The organism is Sphingopyxis sp. (assembly GCF_035565275.1).
GTDB lineage: Bacteria > Pseudomonadota > Alphaproteobacteria > Sphingomonadales > Sphingomonadaceae > Sphingopyxis.
The window spans coordinates 1-3,320 of the sequence record NZ_DATMST010000111.1 but is presented as its reverse complement, the minus strand read 5'-3'; the positions used below and the strand labels follow the sequence as shown (position 1 = coordinate 3,320).

Here is a 3,320-nt window from a genome sequence, read left to right as displayed (position 1 = left end):
ACCAGCCGGAGCGGCCGCAGCGCCATCGGCTGCTGGAGCGGCTTCAGCTCCCTCAGCTGCAGGGGCCGTGCCTTCGGCAGCGGCGGGCAGCGGCAGGTTCGAGCCCTGCGCGTTCAGATAGACGAGCAGGTTGGCGCGATCTTCGGGGCTGGACAGGCCCGCGAACGACATTTTGGTGCCCGGCGCGAACTTGCGCGGGCTGGTCAGCCACGCGTTCATCTTTTCGAAGTCCCAGCTGCCGCCCATGCCGGACAGCGCGGCCGAAAAAGCGAAGCCATGTTTGCCGTGGCCGATTTCCTCGCCCATCGTGCCATAGAGGTTGGGGCCGATGCCGTTGGCGCCGCCCGAAGCGATCGTGTGGCAGGCTGCGCACTTCGCGAACACTGCTTCGCCCTTCGCCACGTCAGCGGCCGCGAGCAGGTTGCCGAGCGGCACCGCCGATTCGCCGCCACCGGCGCCGGCTTCCGCGTCTTCGATCGGGAAGCCCGGCTTCTCCGGTGCGTGGCTGGCGAACAACATGCTCGACCCGATCGTCAGGCCCAGCGCGCAAATGCCGGCGAACAGCACCCAGCCGGCAATAGTGTTGTTGCGATTGTCCATGCTCTTGCAGCCCCGTTAGCTGGCGCCCGCTTGCCGGGCGCGTCTCTGATTTGGTCGCTCCCTTACTGGGGCGTGCGCGAGGGCGCAAGGGGGCGCAAGGCGATCAAATCGGCTGGGGCGCAGGTTGGGGCAGCGGCGCTGCGACAGGGCGCCAGCCTTGAGGCCAAAAGGTCGAACCTATCTTCCTTTCGTGGCGACTTTCCGCAGTCTGGATGGTGCCGGCTGTCAGACTCGAACTGACGACCTACCGCTTACAAGGCGGTTGCTCTACCAACTGAGCTAAGCCGGCGCCTGGCGCCCATTAGCATTTTTCGGCCGGATGGAAACGTCTGACCTCCGGAAAAATGCAACAGCGGGGAATCGTCAGACGATGCCAAAGGTCCAGCCTTCGGTTTTAGCCAGCACATCGGTGAGCGGGGCCGGGTTCCATGGCGCCGCGTCGGACGCGATGGCGCGGAGCCAGGCGGCGGTGAGCAGCGCGTCGCTCGCATGATCGCTGACCGGGCCGCTTACTCCCGCGGGCGGAGATCCCAGGCGGGAAAGCGCGGTGTCGAGCGCGGCGCCGTCGCGGATCTTGCTGCGGCCCGCCGCCATTCCCGCGGCGCGTGCGGCGAGGCTGGTGTAAATCTCGACCAGCAGCGGGCCCTTCGTCGGCACGGGATCGAGCGGCCAGAGCGGGATGCGATCTGACAGGCGGTGGAGCAATCGCATCCCCGACAGGCTCGCCTTGCCGACCTGCGCTGCGCCGACGAGATTGAAATTGCTTACGCTCGCTGCCTGTTTCGTTTCGCGCTGACGCTGTTCGACTACCCTGAGCCGTCCGGCCCCGGGCGCGAACAGGTCGCCGACATCGCCTGCCGCGTGGCGGAAATGCCGCCGCGCTTGCGGATGGGACAGAAAACCGCCGGGCTCATAATGCGGGTCGCCCTGCGCGAGGCGTTCGACCAGCGCCCATAATTGCTGGATATTCCCCGGGCTTTCGGTCCATTCGGGAAAATAGGCACCCCGGTCGGTGAAAGCGAAGGCGGCCGAAAAATCGAAGCCGATCAGCATATCTTCGCCCGTGGCGGCAACGCCGTCCAGCCAGGCCAGTATCTCGGCGCGCGACCAGACGTGTCCCGGCTGCACGAGGCGCGGGGCAGCTGTGCCGCTCGCGACGGCAAGCGCGATCCCGCGCTGGCGTGGTCCGCGCGCGCCCGACCAGTCGAGCGCGGCGAAATGGGTGAAACGACGCATCGACAGGCCTTAGCGCATGCATGTGATCTTGCACAAAGGGCTGCCGCGTCCCACATGCAGCCCATGCTGATCGAAACCGAATCGACGCCCAATCCCGCGACGCTCAAATTCCTGCCCGGCCGGGCGGTGATGGACGCGGGAACCCGCGACTTTGCGAGCCCCGAAGAGGCCGAGGCGTCGCCGCTCGCGACCGCGCTTTTCACGCTTGGCGATGTCACCGGCGTCTTCTTCGGCCGCGACTTCATTTCGGTGACGATCGCCCCCGGTTCCGAATGGAGCGAGGTGAAGCCCGACGTCCTCGGTATCGTGATGGATCATTTCCTCGCCGACATGCCGCTGTTCCATCCGGCGAGCGCAGCCGGGTTCAGCGTGCCGGGCGAAGATGAGGGCGGTTTCGCCGACGATCCCGCCGATGCCGACATCATCGATCAGATCAAGGAGCTGATCGAGACGCGCGTTCGTCCCGCGGTCGCCAACGACGGCGGCGACATCATCTATCGCGGTTTCGACAAGGGTAGTGTGTATCTGAAGATGCAGGGCGCCTGCGCGGGCTGTCCGTCCTCGACCGCGACGCTGAAGAATGGCATCGAGTCCCTCTTGAAACATTATGTTCCCGAGGTAACGGCGGTTTACGCCGTCTGACCATTTTCTCCGAGGAGTATTCCATGAGCGAGCCGCTTTCCGACAGCGCTCTCGACCAGCTGTTTCGTACCGCGCGTACCTATAACGGCTATACGGACCGCCCCGTGTCGACCGCGCAGCTCCACGCAATCTGGGATCTGATGAAATTCGGCCCGACCAGCGCGAACAGCCTGCCGGCACGGATCGTCTGGTGCACCTCCGATGCGGCGAAGGAAAAGCTTGCCGCGCTCGCCATACCGGGGAACGAGGAAAAGATACGCGCGGCGCCGGTCACCGTGATTATCGCGATGGATACCGAATTCTACGAGCATCTGCCCGAATTCTTCCCGCACACCGATGCGCGGAGCTGGTTCGCCGGAAATGCGCCGCATGCCACGGCGACCGCTTTTCGCAATTCCAGCCTGCAGGGCGCCTATTTCATTCTCGCCGCGCGCGCGCTCGGCCTCGATACGGGACCGATGTCGGGGTTCGATAATGCGGCAGTCGACGCCGCTTTCTTCGCCGACGAACCCCATGTGAAGAGCAATTTCATCTCGACCCTCGGCTATGGTGATCCAGCGACGATTTTCGAACGCAGCCCGCGCCCGGATTTCGGCCGCTTCAACCGTATCGCCTGAACGAAGCGCCCGGGCTTCATGCGGCATCTGGTGATCGATTCGGCGAGTGAAGCCTGTTCGGTGGCGCTGGTCGAGGCCGGGCAGGTGCTCGACCATCGTCACGAGGTGATCGGTCGCGGCCATGCCGAACGGCTCGTCCCGCTGATCGCCGAGCTGGCGGACGGCGGCCGCGCGGACGCCATCGTCGCGGGATGCGGCCCGGGCAGCTTTGCCGGGGTCCGGATC

4 protein-coding genes, 1 tRNA gene and 1 pseudogene are annotated in these 3,320 nt (G+C 65.5%); 3 read left to right on the top strand and 3 right to left on the bottom strand.

Translation table 11 applies throughout. The annotated features are described in order from the left end of the window. The 3 genes from VN047_RS07590 to VN047_RS07580 all read right to left on the bottom strand — a co-directional run. Window positions 1-600, bottom strand: a 600-nt coding sequence (locus tag VN047_RS07590) for a cytochrome c family protein (protein WP_325541518.1), incomplete at its 3' end; no start/stop codon positions are given. Between the two features lie 213 nt (window positions 601-813). After that, a tRNA-Thr gene (locus VN047_RS07585) sits at window positions 814-889 on the bottom strand. 74 nt (window positions 890-963) lie between these two features. Then, entirely contained in the window at window positions 964-1,836 is an 873-nt protein-coding gene (locus VN047_RS07580) for a hypothetical protein (protein ID WP_325541517.1), read from the bottom strand. A gap of 63 nt (window positions 1,837-1,899) precedes the next feature. On the opposite strand from VN047_RS07580, the gene VN047_RS07575 reads away from it, so the two are divergent. From VN047_RS07575 to VN047_RS07565, 3 genes and pseudogenes are all read left to right on the top strand, one after another. Beyond that, window positions 1,900-2,478 (top strand): NifU family protein, encoded by a 579-nt coding sequence (locus tag VN047_RS07575; protein ID WP_325541519.1) that lies wholly within the window; start codon window positions 1,900-1,902, stop codon window positions 2,476-2,478. 23 nt (window positions 2,479-2,501) lie between these two features. Beyond that, window positions 2,502-3,095 (top strand): malonic semialdehyde reductase, encoded by a 594-nt coding sequence (locus tag VN047_RS07570; protein WP_325541516.1) that lies wholly within the window; start codon window positions 2,502-2,504, stop codon window positions 3,093-3,095. Window positions 3,096-3,113: 18 nt separating this feature from the next. Then, window positions 3,114-3,320, top strand: a pseudogene (locus VN047_RS07565) (tRNA (adenosine(37)-N6)-threonylcarbamoyltransferase complex dimerization subunit type 1 TsaB); the annotation flags it as partial.

Coding starts and splice junctions, on each gene's coding strand:
- VN047_RS07580 (WP_325541517.1), bottom strand. CDS start 1,836: ATGCGTCGTTTCACCCATTTCGCCGCGCTCGACTGGTCGGGCGCGCGC.
- VN047_RS07575 (WP_325541519.1), top strand. CDS start 1,900: ATGCTGATCGAAACCGAATCGACGCCCAATCCCGCGACGCTCAAATTC.
- VN047_RS07570 (WP_325541516.1), top strand. CDS start 2,502: ATGAGCGAGCCGCTTTCCGACAGCGCTCTCGACCAGCTGTTTCGTACC.